Genomic DNA, 16,326 nt, shown 5'->3' with positions numbered 1-16,326 from the left:
GTGCGTGGGGGCTCGTCGCGCAGTTCCCCGCGCCCCTTATCGGGGCGCTTCCGAACTCTGCGTTTCGAACGCCAGGTTGCCGTCCCGTACGTCCACCGTCACCCGGTCGCCCTCGTCGACCCTGCCGTCCAGCAGCAGCCGTGACAGTTCGTTGTCCACCTCGCGCTGGATCGTGCGGCGGAGCGGGCGGGCGCCGTACTCCGGCTGGTAGCCGCGGTCGGCCAGCCATTCCACCGCCCGGTCGGTGAAGGTCACCGTGATGCCCTTGCCCTGCACCAGGGACCGGGTGCGGTCCAGCAGGAGGTTGGTGATCCGGCGCAGCTGCTCCGTGGTGAGCTGGCGGAAGACGACGATCTCGTCGATGCGGTTGAGGAATTCCGGGCGGAAGTGCTCCCGCAGCGGGCGCAGGATCTGCTCGCGGCGGGCCTCCTCGTCCGCGTCGGCGCCGCCCGCGGCGAAGCCCGTCTGGGTGCCCCGGCGGGTGATCGCCTCGGAGCCGAGGTTGCTCGTCATCACGATGACGGTGTTGCTGAAGTCCACCGTGCGGCCCTGGGAGTCGGTCAGCCGGCCGTCGTCGAGGACCTGGAGCAGGATGTTGAAGACGTCCGGGTGGGCCTTCTCCACCTCGTCCAGCAGGAGCAGCGAGTACGGGTGACGGCGCACGACCTCGGTGAGCTGGCCCGCCTCCTCGTGGCCGACGTAGCCGGGCGGTGCGCCGACCAGCCGGCTGACGGTGTGGCGCTCCTGGTACTCGCTCATGTCGAGCCGGACCATGCGGTCCTCGCTGCCGAACAGGGCCTCGGCGAGCGCCCGGGCCAGTTCGGTCTTGCCGACGCCCGTCGGGCCGAGGAACAGGAAGCTGCCGATCGGCCGGTCGGGGGCCGCGAGCCCGGCGCGCGAACGCAGCACCGCGTCCGACACGACCCGCACGGCCTCGTCCTGGCCGACCACCCGCTGGTGCAGATGCTCCTCCAGCCCCAGCAGACGGTCCTTCTCCTCCTGAGTGAGGCTGGCGACCGGGATGCCGGTCTGCCGGGACACCACCTCGGCGATCGACTCGGCCCCGACCACCAGGTCCTGGCCCTCGTCGACCTCGCTGTCGCCGCCGGCCTCGGTGATCCGCCGCTTCACGTCCACGATGCGGTCACGCAACTGGGTGGCCTGCTCGTACTGTTCGTCCGCGACGGCCTGGTCCTTGTCCCGGGTCAGCTGCTCCAGCTCCCGCTCCAGGGCCCGTACGTCCGTGCCCTTGGTCCGCGCCCGCAGCCGCACCCGGGCACCGGCCTGGTCGATCAGGTCGATCGCCTTGTCGGGCAGGCGGCGATCGGTGAGGTAGCGGTCCGACAGCTCCACGGCCGCGACCAGGGCCTCGTCGGTGTACCGAACCTGGTGGTGGGCCTCGTAGCGGTCCTGGAGGCCGCGCAGGATCTCGATCGCGTCCGCGGGCGTCGGCTCCGGCACCATGATCGGCTGGAAGCGGCGGGCCAGCGCCGCGTCCTTCTCGATGCGGCGGTACTCCTCCAGCGTGGTGGCGCCCACGATGTGCAGCTCGCCCCGGGCGAGGGCCGGCTTGAGGATGTTCCCGGCGTCCATCGAGCTGCCGTCGCCGCCACCGGAACCGGCGCCCACGACCGTGTGCAGCTCGTCGATGAAGATGATCAACTGGTCGGAGTGGGCGCGGATCTCGCCCACGATGTTGTTCATCCGCTCCTCGAAGTCACCCCGGTAGCGGGTGCCCGCGACCACGCCCGTGAGGTCCAGGGCGACCACGCGGCGCCCGAGCAGCACATCGGGCACGTCCGCCTCGGAGATGCGCTGCGCCAGCCCCTCCACGATGGCCGTCTTGCCGACTCCCGCGTCACCGATCAGCACCGGGTTGTTCTTGCCGCGGCGGGAGAGGACCTCGACGGTCTGCTCGATCTCCTCGTCCCGGCCGATCACCGGGTCGATCCGGCCCTGCCGGGCCAGCTCGGTGAGGTCACGGCCGTACTTGTCGAGGGTCGGCGTGTTCGTCGGGCGGGGCCGCTCGGACTGGGGGACCTCCGGCGCCTCGGGCGGCTCGGACGGGGCGAAGCGGGCCGCGTTGAGGATGTGCCCGGCGGCGGAGTCGGGGTTCGACGCCAGGGCGCTCAGCACGTGCTCCGGGCCGATGTAGCCGTAGCCGCGGGCCCGGGCCATGTCGTGCGCGTCCAGCAGGGCCCGCTTGGCGGCCGGGGTGAGGGAGAGCGCGGTCGGCGGCGGGGCGTCGTCAGGGGTGTGCTGGGCCGGCCCCGACCGGTCGTCGATCTGCGACGCCAGCGAGTCGGGGTTCGCACCGGCTTTGGTGAGCAGGGTGCGGGTGGGTTCGGTGGCGAGCGCCGCCCGCAGCAGATGCTGGGTGTCGAGGTCCCGGCTGCCGTGCTCGGCGGCGTACTGGGCGGCGCCGCGGACGAGCTCCCGGGCCGGCTGGCTCAGCAGCCGCCCGAGATCGATCTGCCGGGGACCGGGACGCGGTCCGCCGAAGAACCGTGCGAGGAATTCTCCGAAGGGATCCGAGCCGTAGCCCTCCGGGCTGGTGAAGCCGCTGCTCATGGGCCTTCCGTTCCCGGCGTCCCCGGCGCGCGGGCGGGGGACGCCCTCGCTGGTCGACGTGCCGGGGTCGGGTAACCCGGGTGGCAGGCGGTTACACCTGGGGCGCGCTCGTAGAACACCTTCGCACGATCGTCGGCGAGGGGCACCTTCGGGATGTATCCGGGTAATTCCGGCGTAGGTCAGCGTGCGGTCAGGATCCTCGGTCCCGAGTCCGTGATCGCCACCGTGTGCTCCGCGTGGGCCGCGCGGGAGCCGTCGTTCGTCTTCAGGGTCCAGCCGTCGGGAGCCGCGTGGTAGTCGTCCGTGCCGCCCGCGACGACCATGGGTTCGATCGCCAGCACCATGCCGTGCCGGAGCCGCATCCCCCGCCCCGGGCGGCCCTCGTTGGGCACCCCGGGGTCCTCGTGCATACGGCGGCCGATGCCGTGGCCGCCGAAGCCGTCCGGGATGCCGTAGCCGGCGCCGCGGCAGATCGTGCCGATCGCGTGGGCGATGTCGCCGATGCGGTTGCCCACGACGGCGGCCTCGATGCCGGCCGCGAGGGCCCGCTCGGCGGCATCGATCAGGCGGAGGTCCGCCTCGCGCGGGGTGCCCACGACGAAGCTGAGCGCCGAGTCGCCGACCCAGCCGCCCAGTTCGGCGCCGAAGTCGATGGAGACCAGGTCGCCGTCGCGCAGGCGGTAGCGGTCCGGGATGCCGTGCACGATCGCGTCGTTGACCGAGACGCACAGGACGGCGGGGAAGGGGGTCGGCGCGAAGGACGGCCGGTATCCCAGGAAGGGCGAGGTCGCGCCCGCCTCGCGCAGCACGCCGTGCGCCACCTCGTCCAGCTCCAGCAGGGAGACGCCCACGTCGGCGGCCTCCTGCGCGGCCGTCAGGGCCCGGGCGACGACCTGGCCCGCTTCGTACATCGCGTCGATAGAAGTGTCTGTCTTCAGCTCCACCATGCCAATTACTATACCGGTATTAGAATGGGGGTATGGTGCGCACCCCTCTCACCCCCGAAGAGCGCGAACGCGGCGAGCGGCTCGGCAAGCTGCTGCGTGAAGCGCGTGGTGGCCGGAGTATGACGGAGATCGCGGCGAGCGCGGGCATCTCCGCGGAGACCCTCCGGAAGATCGAGACCGGCCGGGCCCCGACCCCGGCCTTCTTCACGGTGGCCGCGCTGGCCGGAGTCCTCGGGCTGTCCATGGACGACCTGGCCGGACAATGCGTGCTGGTGCCCCTCTGAGGAACCCGCGCCGCGTGTGAAAACTCCCCGTAGCACGTCCGTAACACGACTGGTGTTGCCTACGGGGCGGAATGCTCCGGCCTCACGGGAGTTGAGCGATGGCGGCGGATCAACTCCCGGCTGAAGTCGGCGAGTTCGCGACCTACCTGGACGGCCTGCTGGCACGCCTCGATCCGTCCGGCGGCTGGTGCGCGGTGTTCTGGCAGCGCGACCCGGAGGGCATGCGGGCCTGCCTCGACGGGCGTGACATGCCGCCCTGGGACGTGGTCGAGGCGCTGCTGCAGGACCTCGCCGGGCAGTACGGCCCGGGCGGAGCCGGCCCGGAGACGGAGCGCGCCCGCGCCCTGCACGCCGCCGCGCTCGCCGTGTACGACACCCGGCCCGGGGGCCGCGACGCCCTCGGCGACCGCCTCGACGTCATGCTCCGCGAACAGAAGTACGCCGCCGAACGCCAGGCCGCCCTCGCCCGCCACCTGACCTCGGCCACGACCCCCGAACAGGCCGACGCCCTGCGCCTGGACCTGGCCTGGGCACGCGACGACCACGAACGCGCCGCGGCCCGCTGCGCGGAGCTCCGGGCACGGATGGCTCACGTCGACCGGCGCGAGCGGGGGGTGGCCCCCGCGGAGTGGGGAGAGCGGGGTGTGCCCCCGGCGGAGTGGGGCGACGGTACCGGACTGCGTGGTGCCGGGGCGGGATCGCCGGTTGCCGCTTCGCAGCGCGGCGCCACGGGCTCGGCGGTTGCCGCTTCGCAGCGCGGCGGCACGGGCTCGCCGGCGACGAGCCGGTACGGCGCTGCCGACCCGGAGGCCGGGGGGCCCGGCGGGCACCGCCCGGCGGCCCGAGGCGTGTCCGGAGAGGCGGCCACGAGTGTCGCACCCGGCCCGGCCCCGGGACCCTCAGGCCGCTCCGGCACCGTCGCCCGGGAGACCGGATGGCCCGCCCGGCAGTACCCGCAGAGCCGTAGCGCCTTCGGAGAACCCGCCGCCGGGGCCACCCCCGAGGAGTTCACCCACCCGGCCGGTTCCGGTGTGGGGTGGCAGGCACAACAGCGCTCGGCAAGCCGGTCCGGCTCGGGTGAGGCCGCCGCCAGGGCGACATCCGACGGGCCCACCGCCCCCGCCGGGGCCGAGGCGGCGTGGCCCGGCCTGCAGCACCCGGCAAGCCGGTCCGGCCCCGGTGACGTCGCTGCGGGGGCAACCCCCGACCCATTCACCGCCCCGGATGGGGCGGAGGCGGCGTGGCCCGGCCTGCAGCACCCGGCAAGCCGGTCCGGCCCCGGTGAGGCCGCCGCCAGGGCGACATCCGACGGGTTCGCCGCCCCCGCCGGGACCGAGGCGGCGTGGCCCGGCCTGCAGCACCCCGCAGGCCGGTCCGGCTCCGGTGACGTCGCCGTCGGGGCCATTCCCGACCCATTCACCGTCCCGGACGGGGCCGAGGCCGGGCGGCGGGTCCAGGAGCGTCCCGTCGGCCGGGGTGGGCCCGGGGGAGTCCTCGCGGACGGCATGTCCGAGGGGCTGAGCGCCCCAGCCCCTGAACCCTCCGCCCCCAAACCCCGCAAACGCCGGCGCGGCAGTGCTCGTTTCGCCGGGATGGCCGATGAGGAGGCCGTGCCCGTCGTCGTGCCGCCCGCTGTCGTACCGACCCTGCCCGCTCCCGCACCCGCCCCCGTGGCCCCCGGCCGTACTCCCCGGGGTGCGCGTTTCGCCGGGGCCGGCGAGGAGGACGTGGTGGAGCCGCCGATGCGGGAGGGCGGTGCGGTCGGGGCCGTGGACCTGGCCGAGGTCGGGCGGACCGTCGACCTGCTGGCCCGGCTGCGCGGTGAGGGGCGCAGCGGGGAGGCTCACGCGTTGCTTGCCGAGGTCGCCTCGTGGGAGCCCGGCCGGTTTCCGCTGCTCGCGGAGCGGCTGCACCTCGCCGGGCTGGACGCCGACTGGCAGACGCTGCTGTGGGAGGCCGCCTCGCTGCCCGCGGGACGGCTGGTCGCCGCCGCCGACGCGCTGGTCGAGGCCGGGCGGGCGGGGGACGGGCAGCAGATGCTGCGGCAGGGGGTCGCGCGGCCCCCGGGCGAGGTCGGAGAGGCCGTCCTCGGACTGGCCGCCGAAAGGCGCTACCGCGAGGTGCGCGTTCTGCTCGACGCGTACGTCAGGGCCCGTACCCCCGAGGAGGCCGCCCGCAGCGCAGAGCCCGATCCGCGGCGCCTCGTGCCGCTCCTGCTGGAGGCCGCCCAGGGCGTGTCGGACGAGCGGCGCTGGGATCTCGTGCACGCCCTGCGGGTCGCCGGATTCGCCGCCTGACCGGCGGGTCTGAGCCCCAGGCGACTCACCCACAGGAGTGTGAATCGCGCAATGCCCCGCGGGTTGGCGACGATGGTCTTGGCAACCCCGTGCCAGAGGCTTACGTTCGTGGCTCTACGGCCCGCTTCTACGGGCGTAGAGGCGCAGACGTCGCGTCGAAGGAGCAGCTCATGGCCAACGTCGTACGTGCCGCACTGGTCCAGGCCACCTGGACCGGCGACACCGAGTCCATGGTGGCGAAACACGAGGAGCACGCCCGCGAGGCGGCCCGCCGGGGCGCGAAGATCATCGGTTTCCAGGAAGTCTTCAACAGCCCCTACTTCTGTCAGGTCGAGGAGCCGGAGCACTACCGCTGGGCCGAGCCCGTCCCCGACGGGCCGACCGTACGGCGCATGCGGGCGCTCGCGCGCGAGACCGGCATGGTGATCGTCGCGCCGGTGTTCGAGGCGGAGCAGCCCGGCTTCTACTACAACACCGCGGCCGTGATCGACGCCGACGGCACCTACCTCGGCAAGTACCGCAAGCACCACATCCCCCAGCTCAAGGGCTTCCGCGAGAAGTTCTACTTCAAGCCCGGGAACCTCGGCTGGCCCGTCTTCGACACCGCGGCCGGCCGGGTCGGCGTGTACATCTGCTACGACCGCCACTTCCCGGAGGGCTGGCGGCAGCTCGGCCTTGCCGGGGCCCAGCTGGTCTACAACCCCTCGGCGACCCACCGGAGCCTGTCCTCCCACCTGTGGCGGCTGGAGCAGCCCGCCGCCGCCGTCGCCAACGGGTACTACATCGCCGCGATCAACCGCGTCGGGCAGGAGGAGTACGGCGACAACGACTTCTACGGCACGAGCTACTTCGTCGACCCGCGCGGGCAGTTCGTCGGGGACGTCGCCAGCGACAGCGAGGAGGAGCTCGTGATCCGGGACATCGACCTCGACCTCATCGAAGAGGTACGGCAGACGTGGGCCTTCTACCGCGACCGCCGCCCCGACGCCTACGAAGGGCTGGTGCAGCCGTGACCAACGACCTCCTGGGCCGCCACCGGGCCGTGCTCCCCGACTGGCTCGCCCTCTACTACGAGGAGCCCCTCGAGCTCACCCACGGCGAGGGCCGCCACGTCTGGGACGCCCAGGGCAACCGGTACCTCGACTTCTTCGGCGGCATCCTCACCACCATGACGGCGCACGCGCTGCCCGAGGTGACCAAGGCGGTGAGCGAGCAGGCCGGGCGGATCATCCACTCCTCGACCCTCTACCTCAACCGCCCGATGGTCGAACTCGCCGAGCGCATCAGCCAGTTGAGCGGCATCCCGGACGCCCGCGTCTTCTTCACCACGTCCGGCACCGAGGCCAACGACACCGCCCTGCTGCTGGCCACGGCGTACCGGCGCAGCAACACGATCCTCGCGATGCGCAACAGCTACCACGGCCGCTCCTTCAGCGCCGTCGGCATCACCGGCAACAGCGGCTGGTCGCCGACCTCGCTGTCCCCGCTCCAGACGCTGTACGTCCACGGCGGCGTGCGCACCCGCGGCCCGTTCGCCTCCCTCAGCGACGACGCCTACATCGCCGCCTGCGTCGAGGACCTGAAGGACCTGCTCGGCCACACCCGCGCGCCGGCCGCGCTGATCGCCGAACCCGTCCAGGGCGTCGGCGGGTTCACCGCGCCGCCGGACGGGCTGTACGCCGCCTTCCGCGAGGTGCTGCACGAGCGCGGCATCCTGTGGATCGCCGACGAGGTGCAGACCGGCTGGGGCCGCACCGGCGAGCACTTCTGGGGCTGGCAGGCCCACGGGCGGAGCGGACCGCCCGACATCATGACCTTCGCCAAGGGCATCGGCAACGGCATGTCCATCGGCGGGGTCGTCGCCCGCTCCGAGATCATGAACTGCCTGGACTCCAACAGCATCTCCACCTTCGGCGGCACCCAGATCACCATGGCCGCGGGCCTCGCCAACCTCAACTACCTGCTGGAACACGACCTCCAGGGCAACGCCCGGCGCGTCGGCGGTCTGCTCATCGAGCGGCTGCGGGCCGTCGCCGCGCAGGTCCCGGCCGTACGCGAGGTACGCGGACGCGGGCTGATGATCGGCATCGAGATCACGAAACCGGGGACCGACGAGGCCGATCCGCGGACCGCGGCGGCCGTGCTGGAGGCGGCCCGCCAGGGCGGCCTGCTGATCGGCAAGGGCGGCGGGCACAACACCAGTTCGCTGCGCGTCGCGCCGCCGCTGTCCCTCAACGTCGCGGAGGCCGAGGAGGGCGCCGCGATCCTCGAGAACGCTCTGAGGAGCATCCAGTAGCAGTGCACTGAGCAAGGGATACGGCGCCATGACCATCACCCTGGATTCCCTGGAGCCCGCGCTGTCGGTGCGGCAGGTCCTCACCCTGGAGCGGGTGCTCGCCGGGGAGCCCGAGGTGGTGGCCGGCGCGAGCCACCTCGACCGGCCGGTGCGCTGGGTGCACGTCGCCGAGGCCGCCGACGTCGGAGTGATGCTCACCGGCGGCGAGATGGTCCTCACCACCGGTGTGCTGCTCGCAGGCGACGAGGACAAGCAGGCCGAGTACGTCCGGTCGCTGCACCGCGCGGAGGCCGCCGCCGTCGTCCTCGGACTCGGCCGCGCCTTCCCCGCGGCGCCGGACGTGATGCGCCGGGCGGCCGAGCGGTGCGGATTGCCCATGGTGGTCCTGCACCGGCCGTTCCCCTTCGCCGAACTGACCGAGGAGGTCCAGTCGCGGCTGGTGCGCCGCAAGTTCGCCGCCGTCAGCCTCTCCGAGGCCGTCCGCACCGAACTCACCGCCCTCATCACCGCCGGCGCCCCGCTGCAACGCCTGCTCGACGAGGTCGCCCGGCACAGCGCCTGCCCGGTCGTCGTCACCAACCTCGCCCACCGCGTCCTCGGCACGGCGGGGGAGCGGCCCGCGGTGGACGACGTGCTGCGCGACTGGGAGCGCATCGCCCGGCAGGCCGGCGGAACCGAGGGCGACGGCTGGATCCGGGCCGAACTGGGCGGGCGCGGGGAGCGCTGGGGCCGGATCGTGCTGTGCGGCTACCGCGGCGACACCGCCACCGGACGGCTGCTGGCCGACCGCGCCGCCGAGGCCCTTGTCCTGCACCGCATGCTCGGTGGCGGCGCCGCGTGCTCCTGGGAGGAGCAGTCGGCGCAGAGCCTGCTCACCGACCTGGTCAGCGGCGTCGTACCGGCACGGCAACTGCTGCCCCGGGCCCGCGCGGCCGGGCTGCCGGTAAACCGGCGCACCTTCGTGCCGCTGGTCGTCCGCGACGGCGACCCGGCCCGCCTCGAACGGCTCCTGCGGCTGCTGGGCCTGCCCGGGCTGGTCGCCGAACTCGCCGACGGTGCCACCGCCGTGCTGCTCAGCCTGCCCCGGGACCAGGACGCGGGCGCTCTCGCCGCGCACTTCGCGACCCGGCTGCGCACCGAGACCGGCCCGGACCACCCGGTCGTGGCGGCGGCCGAACCCCGCGCCGCCTGGGACGACGTACCCACCGGACTGCGCGAGGCCCAGCACGTCGCGGACGCCGTCGCCGACTCCTCCGCCGTCCTCGACCTCCCGCCGGTCGTACGCCTGAAGGACGTCCATCTGCGGGGCCTGGTCCGGCTGCTGCGCGACGACCCGCACGTGCAGTCGTTCGCGGAGCGGGAGCTGGACGGGCTGCTGCGCGAGACCGACGAGGACCTGCTGTCGGTCCTGCGCACCTACCTCGCCACCGGCCGCAACAAATCCCGCACCGCCCAGCTCCACCACGTCTCCCGGCCGGCCCTCTACCGCCGCCTGGAGTCCATACAGGTCCGCCTCGGGGTGAACCTCGACGACTTCGAGCAGGCCGCCTCGGTGCACATCGCACTCCTCGCGCACGACGCGCAACAACAGTGAAACCTGCAACCACCTGGGAAAACGGCGGTGAAACATGGGTCCACGAAAGAGTGACACGGTGGCACGCCGCACGCCCTCGGACGTGACACGCTGCAACTCAAAGACGCCCCTCGCCCTCCCTAGGCTCACGGCACACCGAGCGACCGGAGGTCCCGATGAGCCGAGTGATCCGCGCCGCCGTCTTCCAGACCGCCTGGACGGGCGACAAGGAATCGATGATCCAGGTCCACGAACAGGCGGCCCGCGACGCCGCCGCGCAGGGCGCTCAAGTCCTGTGCTTCCAGGAGCTGTTCTACGGACCGTACTTCTGCCAGGTCCAGGATCCGGCCTTCTACGAGTACGCCGAGCAGATCCCCGAGGGCCCCATCGTCCGCCGCTTCCAGGCCCTCGCGAAGGAACTGGGCATCGTCCTGGTGCTGCCGATGTACGAGGAGGAGCAGCCCGGCGTCCTCTACAACACCGCCGCCGTGATCGACGCGGACGGCTCCTACCTCGGCAAGTACCGCAAGACCCACATCCCCCAGGTCAGGGGCTTCTGGGAGAAGTTCTACTTCCGCCCCGGCAACAGCGGCTGGCCCGTCTTCGACACGAAGGTCGGCCGTGTCGGCGTCTACATCTGCTACGACCGTCACTTCCCGGAGGGCTGGCGCGCACTCGGCCTCGCGGGTGCCGAGATCGTCTTCAACCCGTCCGCCACCTCCCGCGGCCTGTCCGGCTACCTCTGGCAGCTGGAACAGCCGGCGGCGGCCGTCGCCAACGAGTACTTCGTCGGCGCGATCAACCGGGTCGGCGTCGAGGAGTACGGCGACAACGACTTCTACGGCACCTCGTACTTCGTGGACCCCGAGGCCCAGTTCGTCGGCGAGGTGGCGAGCGACAAGGAGCCCGAACTGGTCGTCCGCGACCTGGACATGGCCAAACTCCGCGAGGTCCGCGACCGCTGGCAGTTCTACCGGGACCGCGCACCGGGGGCGTACGGACCACTGACGGCACCGTGAGGAGTCCGCGGGGGACGTGCCCTCAGGGGCGCGGGGCTGTAGTCGATATGCGGCTACCGCCGCGCGGCCGCGACCAGCCACATACAGCCCGCACCGAACCACAGCGAGGAGCGACCACGACATGAGCAGCCGTACAGTGATCCGCGGCGGCCTCGTCATCACAGCCTCCGACGAGATCCACGCCGACGTCCTGATCGAGGACGGCCGAATCGCCGCCCTCGCAACCTCCCACACCCCCGCCGCAGAGGCCTTCACAGCCGACCGCACCATCGACGCCACCGGAAGGTACGTCATCCCCGGCGGCGTCGACGCCCACACCCACATGGAGCTCCCCTTCGGCGGCACCTTCGCCTCCGACACCTTCGAGACCGGCACCCGCGCCGCCGCCTGGGGCGGCACGACGACGATCATCGACTTCGCCGTGCAGAGCGTCGGCCACAGCCTCCGCGAGGGCCTCGACGCCTGGCACGCCAAGGCCGACGGCAACTGCGCGATCGACTACGGCTTCCACATGATCGTCTCCGACGTCAACGAGCACACGCTCAAGGAGATGGACCACCTGGTCGAGGAGGGCATCACCTCCTTCAAGCAGTTCATGGCCTACCCGGGCGTCTTCTACAGCGACGACGGCCAGATCCTGCGCGCCATGCAGCGCTCCGCCGACAACGGCGGCCTGATCATGATGCACGCCGAGAACGGCATCGCGATCGACGTCCTGGTCGAGCAGGCACTCGCCCGGGGCGAGACCGACCCGCGCTACCACGGCGAGGTCCGCAAGGCCCTGCTGGAGGCCGAGGCCACCCACCGGGCCATCAAGCTCGCGCAGGTGGCCGGCGCGCCCCTGTACGTCGTGCACGTCTCGGCGACGGAGGCGGTCGCCGAGCTCGCCCGGGCCCGCGACGAGGGACTGAACGTCTTCGGCGAGACCTGCCCGCAGTACCTGTTCCTGTCCACCGACAACCTCGCCGAGCCCGACTTCGAGGGCGCGAAGTACGTGTGCAGCACCCCGCTCAGGCCGAAGGAGCATCAGGCCGCACTGTGGCGGGGGCTGCGGACGAACGACCTCCAGGTCGTCTCCACCGACCACTGTCCCTTCTGCTTCACCGGTCAGAAGGACCTGGGCCGCGGCGACTTCTCCAAGATCCCCAACGGCCTGCCGGGTGTGGAGAACCGTATGGACCTCCTCCACCAGGCGGTCGTCGACGGGCACATCTCGCGCCGTCGCTGGATCGAGATCGCCTGCGCGACCCCGGCCCGGATGTTCGGCCTCTACCCGAAGAAGGGCACCATCGCGCCGGGCGCCGACGCCGACGTCGTCATCTACGACCCGCACGCCGAGCAGGTCATGTCCGCCGAGACCCACCACATGAACGTCGACTACTCGGCGTACGAGGGCAAACGCACCACCGGCCGGGTCGAGACGGTCCTCTCGCGCGGCGAACCCGTCATCACCGAGCGGGAGTACACCGGGCACGCCGGGCACGGCGTGTTCACCCCGCGATCCACCTGTCAGTACCTCAACTAGGAGTGGCGCAGATGGACTTCGGACTCGTGCTGCAGGCCGACCCGCCGGCCTCGCGGGTGATCAGCCTGATGAAGCGGGCGGAACGCAACGGCTTCACCTACGGCTGGACCTTCGACTCCGCCGTGCTGTGGCAGGAACCGTTCGTGATCTACAGCCAGATCCTCGCCAACACCACGACCCTGAAGGTCGGGCCGATGGTGACCAACCCGGGCACCCGCACCTGGGAGGTCACCGCCTCCACCTTCGCCACCCTCAACGACATGTTCGGCAACCGCACGGTCTGCGGCATCGGCCGCGGTGACTCCGCGATGCGCGTGGCCGGCCGCAAGCCCAACACCCTGGCCCGGATCAGCGAGGCCATGAAGGTCATCCGGGACCTCGCCGGCGGACGGGAGGCCGACCTCGGCGGCGGCACCGTCGTCCGCTTCCCGTGGATCGGCGAGGGCGCCGAACTGCCCGTGTGGATGGCCGCGTACGGCCCCAAGGCCCTGAAGATGGCCGGCGAGGAGGCGGACGGGTTCATCCTCCAGCTGGCCGACCTCTATCTCACCGAGTACATGGTCAAGGCCGTGAAGGACGCGGCCGTCGCCGCCGGCCGGGACCCCGCCGAGGTGACCATCTGTGTGGCCGCCCCGGCGTACGTCACCGAGGACGACTCGCCCGAGGCGCTCGCCCACGCGCGCGAGCAGTGCCGCTGGTTCGGCGGCATGGTCGGCAACCACGTCGCCGACCTCGTCTCCAAGTACGGCGAGCACTCCGCCGCCGTCCCCGACGAACTCACCGAGTACATCAAGGCCCGCGAGGGCTACGACTACTCCCACCACGGGCGCAGCGGGAACCCCGACGCCCAGTTCGTGCCCGACGAGATCGTCGAGCGGTTCTGCCTCATCGGCCCGGTCGAGAAGCACATCGAGAAGCTGGACGCGCTGCGCGCGCTCGGGGTGGACCAGTTCGCCGTCTACGACATGCACGACGCGCAGGAGGCCGTGATCGAGGCCTACGGATCCCGGGTGATCCCGGCCGTCAACGGCTGACCTCCGCCGCCCCACCCCCTGTGAACTCCCCCTTCCCAGCGGCTCGGGAAGGGGGCCCAGGACGCTCCCCGCCGCACCCGGAGCGCACCCCCCATCGGCGTCACCGCACGGCCTTTCCCGTCCCACCTCCCCTGATTGGCCCGGCCCATGACCGATACCGCTCCCACGGCCCCACCGCCGCCCACCCAAGTCACCCTCGCCGACGGCCGGGTGGAGATCGCCCCGGGCGCCCCCGCACCGACCGGCCCCTACGCCAACGAGGACCTGCTGCCGGTCCCGGTCGAGAAGCGCACCTGGACCACGTACAACTTCTCCGCGCTGTGGGTCGGCATGGCCCACAACACGGCCTCCTGGACCCTGGCCTCCGGGCTCATCGCCGTCGGCATGGACTGGAAGCAGGCGGTGCTCACCATCGCCCTGGCCAACGTCATCGTGCTGATACCGATGCTGCTCACCGGCCACGCCGGACCCAAGTACGGCATACCCTTCCCGGTCTTCGCCCGGGCCTCCTTCGGCATCCGCGGGGCCAACCTGCCCGCCGTGGTGCGGGCGTTGGTGGCGTGCGGCTGGTTCGGCATCCAGACCTGGATCGGCGGCGAGGCCATCTACTTCCTGGCCGGCAAGCTCATCGGCACCGGCTGGACGGACGCGGCGAAGGTCGGCGGCTACGCCTGGACCATGTGGCTGTCGTTCGCGATCTTCTGGGCGCTGCAGGTCGTCATCATCTACCGGGGCATGGAGACCATCCGCCGCTTCGAGAACTGGGCGGCGCCCTTCGTGCTCGTCGGCGCGTTCGTGATGCTGTGGTGGATGAGCGACAAGGCGGGCGGCTTCGGCCCGCTGTTCGACCAGCCCTCCAAGCTCGGCTGGGGCGCCGACTTCTGGAAGCTGTTCGCCCCCGCCCTCATGGGCATGATCGGCTTCTGGTCCACGCTGTCGCTGAACATCCCCGACTTCACCCGCTACGGCAAGAGCCAGAAGGCGCAGACCCGGGGCCAGGCGCTCGGCCTGCCGACCACCATGACCCTCTTCGCCTTCCTGTCGGTGATGGTCACCTCGGGCTCCCAGGCCGTCTACGGCGAGGCCATCTGGGACCCGGTGCAGCTCGCGGCCAAGACCGACAGCACGGTGGGTCTGCTCTTCGCGCTGGTCACCGTCCTGGTGGCGACGCTCTCCGTCAACGTCGCGGCCAACCTGGTCTCACCGGCGTTCGACTTCTCCAACATCGCGCCCCGCAGGATCAGTTTCCGGGCCGGAGCCCTCGCCACCTGCGTCCTCGGTGTGCTGATCTTCCCGTGGAAGCTGTACTCCGACCCGCAGGGCTACATCTTCACCTGGCTCGGGCTGGTCGGCGGCCTGCTCGGCACCGTCGCGGGCATCCTCATCGCCGACTACTGGATCCTGCGCCGCGCCCGGCTCGACCTCGCCGACCTGTACCGCCCGGGCGGCCGCTACTGGTACGAGGGCGGCTGGAACTGGCGGGCCGTCGTCGCCTTCGCGGTCGGCGGCGTCCTCGCCGTCGGCGGCGCGAGCTTCAAGCCGCTGATCGACGGCCGCCCGATCCCGGCGCTGGCCGATCTGGCCGACTACGGCTGGGCGGTGGGCCTGGGCACGTCGATGGTCCTGTATCTGGTGCTGATGGCCACGCGGGGCCGGAGCACCGTCTGACGCAGGCGGCGCGCTGGAGGGCGCTCAGCCCTTGTCGCTCTCCAGCGCGGCCACCGCTTCCTTCGCGGCCTTGATGGCACCCTTGTTGATCGTGTCCGTGCTGGGCGCCTTCTTCGACTCGAAGTCACTGCCGTTGTAGGTGATCATCACCAGCGCGTTGGAGGCGCGGGCGATCACGACGCCCTCGCGGGTCTGCTGCTTGTCCTCGGTGGTGAGGTTCACTACGGAGTACGCGCTGTCGCCCAGACCGGGGACGGCTCCGCCGCCGCTCTTCTTGTCGAGGTGCGCCTCGTACGACTTCTGCGCGGCGTCGTCCGACTCCATGACCTCGTAGGACACGTCGAGCCAGCGGTAGTCGTACCCCTTGAGCGCGTTCCAGGAGCAGGTGCGGCGCAGCTCCGAGTCCGTGGACGGGATCTCCTTGCCGGCCGTCTTGGCGCCCGGCACCAGCGACTCGATCGTCTTCTTGGCGACGCTCTCGCACGGGGCGGGCGCGGCCGAGTACGCCTTCGACACCGTCGACGTCGACGGGGCGGACGCGGACTGGGTCTCGGTCTTCTCCTCGGCCGGCTTGTGCTCGGCGGCCTGCGGCGCGGCGAACGGGCCGGACGACAGGGCCCAGCCCGCCGCGGCGAGCACCACCACCGGGGACAGACGGGCGGTCAGGGCGAGGGGCAGAGGTAGGGAACGCACGGCGCCCTTCTCGTGGGGGACGGAAGGTGCGGAGCGGGTCCGCACGGCGGACGGAACGACAGTGTCACACGAGTGTCTGTGGTGCGGAAGTGCGAACTCGCTCCGTGGCCGCGCGGTGACGGGGGCCCACCGTTCACCGTCCGGATTCGGCCAGTTGGGTGTCCGGTGGGTGGTTTGCGGCAGGTGCGCCCGTAGTCGCGGGGCTGGGATGGTTCCTGCCGAGAAGTGACCGCCCACCTGCGATCTTGCGAGGTTTTGCCAGACCTCCGGCAGGGGGAGGGGACGGGTGGCGTGCCCATGAGCGCATACGGCGACGAGAGATGAGAGGGCCGTATGTTCACGTCCCGCCCGACCCTCCAGGGCACCTTCGGCATGGAGGCCCCGGGGTCGGGTCGCTGACCTGGGCATTTGTTGCCCAT

At 71.9% G+C, this 16,326-nt stretch carries 12 protein-coding genes; 9 read left to right on the top strand and 3 right to left on the bottom strand.

The genetic code is table 11. The features are described from left to right. Positions 1-36 precede the first annotated feature (36 nt). A complete protein-coding gene (locus tag IE153_RS04910) occupies positions 37-2,571 on the bottom strand; it encodes an ATP-dependent Clp protease ATP-binding subunit (RefSeq protein WP_189588498.1) in 2,535 nt (844 codons plus the stop codon). Between the two features lie 179 nt (positions 2,572-2,750). Next, the gene (gene map / locus IE153_RS04905; protein WP_189588497.1) at positions 2,751-3,518 is read right to left on the bottom strand and encodes a type I methionyl aminopeptidase; all 768 of its coding nucleotides are present in this window, start codon (positions 3,516-3,518) and stop codon (positions 2,751-2,753) included. Positions 3,519-3,550: 32 nt separating this feature from the next. Between map and IE153_RS04900 the strand changes: the two genes are divergently transcribed. The 9 genes from IE153_RS04900 (at position 3,551) to IE153_RS04860 (ending at position 15,214) form a co-directional block, all read left to right on the top strand. Beyond that, entirely contained in the window at positions 3,551-3,802 is a 252-nt protein-coding gene (locus tag IE153_RS04900) for a helix-turn-helix domain-containing protein (protein WP_185006774.1), read from the top strand. A 98-nt stretch (positions 3,803-3,900) separates the two neighbouring features. After that, entirely contained in the window at positions 3,901-6,099 is a 2,199-nt protein-coding gene (locus IE153_RS04895; protein WP_189588496.1) for a hypothetical protein, read from the top strand. A 170-nt stretch (positions 6,100-6,269) separates the two neighbouring features. Then, positions 6,270-7,112 carry a nitrilase-related carbon-nitrogen hydrolase gene (locus tag IE153_RS04890; protein WP_031111208.1) on the top strand — a complete coding sequence of 281 codons (843 nt, stop codon included), beginning with the start codon at positions 6,270-6,272 and terminating at the stop codon, positions 7,110-7,112. Next, positions 7,109-8,395, top strand: a complete 1,287-nt coding sequence (locus IE153_RS04885; protein ID WP_189588495.1) for an aspartate aminotransferase family protein — start codon at positions 7,109-7,111, stop codon at positions 8,393-8,395. The genes IE153_RS04890 and IE153_RS04885 overlap by 4 nt, the downstream gene beginning before the upstream one ends. Before the next feature lie 28 nt (positions 8,396-8,423). Beyond that, positions 8,424-9,989 (top strand): PucR family transcriptional regulator, encoded by a 1,566-nt coding sequence (locus IE153_RS04880; RefSeq protein ID WP_189588494.1) that lies wholly within the window; start codon positions 8,424-8,426, stop codon positions 9,987-9,989. Positions 9,990-10,144: 155 nt separating this feature from the next. After that, positions 10,145-10,987, top strand: a complete 843-nt coding sequence (locus tag IE153_RS04875) for a nitrilase-related carbon-nitrogen hydrolase (protein WP_031109741.1) — start codon at positions 10,145-10,147, stop codon at positions 10,985-10,987. 121 nt (positions 10,988-11,108) lie between these two features. Then, positions 11,109-12,512, top strand: coding sequence for a dihydropyrimidinase (hydA, locus tag IE153_RS04870; protein ID WP_189588493.1), 1,404 nt, complete (start codon positions 11,109-11,111; stop codon positions 12,510-12,512). 11 nt (positions 12,513-12,523) lie between these two features. Next, positions 12,524-13,546, top strand: coding sequence for a TIGR03842 family LLM class F420-dependent oxidoreductase (locus tag IE153_RS04865; protein ID WP_189588492.1), 1,023 nt, complete (start codon positions 12,524-12,526; stop codon positions 13,544-13,546). Between the two features lie 147 nt (positions 13,547-13,693). Continuing rightward, entirely contained in the window at positions 13,694-15,214 is a 1,521-nt protein-coding gene (locus IE153_RS04860; RefSeq protein WP_189588491.1) for an NCS1 family nucleobase:cation symporter-1, read from the top strand. A gap of 24 nt (positions 15,215-15,238) precedes the next feature. Here IE153_RS04860 and IE153_RS04855 read toward each other — a convergent pair whose 3' ends face one another. Beyond that, a complete protein-coding gene (locus IE153_RS04855) occupies positions 15,239-15,907 on the bottom strand; it encodes a hypothetical protein (RefSeq protein WP_189588490.1) in 669 nt (222 codons plus the stop codon). Positions 15,908-16,326: the final 419 nt, after the last annotated feature.

The sequence above is a fragment of the Streptomyces massasporeus genome (assembly GCF_014648995.1).
GTDB classification, from domain to species: Bacteria; Actinomycetota; Actinomycetes; order Streptomycetales; family Streptomycetaceae; genus Streptomyces; species Streptomyces massasporeus.
This window is presented reverse-complemented; position numbering and strand designations above follow the sequence as displayed.

Bases quoted from the DNA above. Each gene is read 5' to 3' on its own strand.
- map (WP_189588497.1), bottom strand. From the start codon at position 3,518: ATGGTGGAGCTGAAGACAGACACTTCTATCGACGCGATGTACGAAGCG.
- IE153_RS04860 (WP_189588491.1), top strand. From the start codon at position 13,694: ATGACCGATACCGCTCCCACGGCCCCACCGCCGCCCACCCAAGTCACC.
- IE153_RS04865 (WP_189588492.1), top strand. From the start codon at position 12,524: ATGGACTTCGGACTCGTGCTGCAGGCCGACCCGCCGGCCTCGCGGGTG.
- IE153_RS04880 (WP_189588494.1), top strand. From the start codon at position 8,424: ATGACCATCACCCTGGATTCCCTGGAGCCCGCGCTGTCGGTGCGGCAG.
- hydA (WP_189588493.1), top strand. From the start codon at position 11,109: ATGAGCAGCCGTACAGTGATCCGCGGCGGCCTCGTCATCACAGCCTCC.
- IE153_RS04875 (WP_031109741.1), top strand. From the start codon at position 10,145: ATGAGCCGAGTGATCCGCGCCGCCGTCTTCCAGACCGCCTGGACGGGC.
- IE153_RS04890 (WP_031111208.1), top strand. From the start codon at position 6,270: ATGGCCAACGTCGTACGTGCCGCACTGGTCCAGGCCACCTGGACCGGC.
- IE153_RS04900 (WP_185006774.1), top strand. From the start codon at position 3,551: ATGGTGCGCACCCCTCTCACCCCCGAAGAGCGCGAACGCGGCGAGCGG.
- IE153_RS04910 (WP_189588498.1), bottom strand. From the start codon at position 2,571: ATGAGCAGCGGCTTCACCAGCCCGGAGGGCTACGGCTCGGATCCCTTC.
- IE153_RS04895 (WP_189588496.1), top strand. From the start codon at position 3,901: ATGGCGGCGGATCAACTCCCGGCTGAAGTCGGCGAGTTCGCGACCTAC.